Here is a 311-nt window from a genome sequence, read left to right on the forward strand (position 1 = left end):
CGGGTTGTAGATCTTCTGGCTCGGGAACATCGAGTCCATACCGAAGGTACGGGCCTCGTCCGGGATGATCGGCACGAAGCGCGCGCCGATCTCCTTGTCCTTGATGAGCTCGCGTAGCAGCCGGACGTATGCCATCGTCGTGGCGACCTCCTGCTTGCCGGAGCCCTTCTTGACGAAGTCGTAGACCTTGTCGCCGGGGAGCACGAGCGGCTTGCTGGCGGTCCGGCGCGACGGCAGTGGCCCGCCCAGCTGGCGACGGCGCTCCCGCAGGTACTGGATCGCCTCGTCCTTCTCGCCGGGGTGGTAGTACG

1 pseudogene is annotated in these 311 nt (G+C 66.2%); it reads right to left on the reverse strand.

Features of this window, described 5'->3' with window-relative positions:
* Window positions 1-311: pseudogene (locus DBV35_RS29740) on the reverse strand (pyruvate dehydrogenase (acetyl-transferring), homodimeric type); the annotation flags it as partial.

This window comes from Acuticoccus kandeliae, from assembly GCF_003073115.1.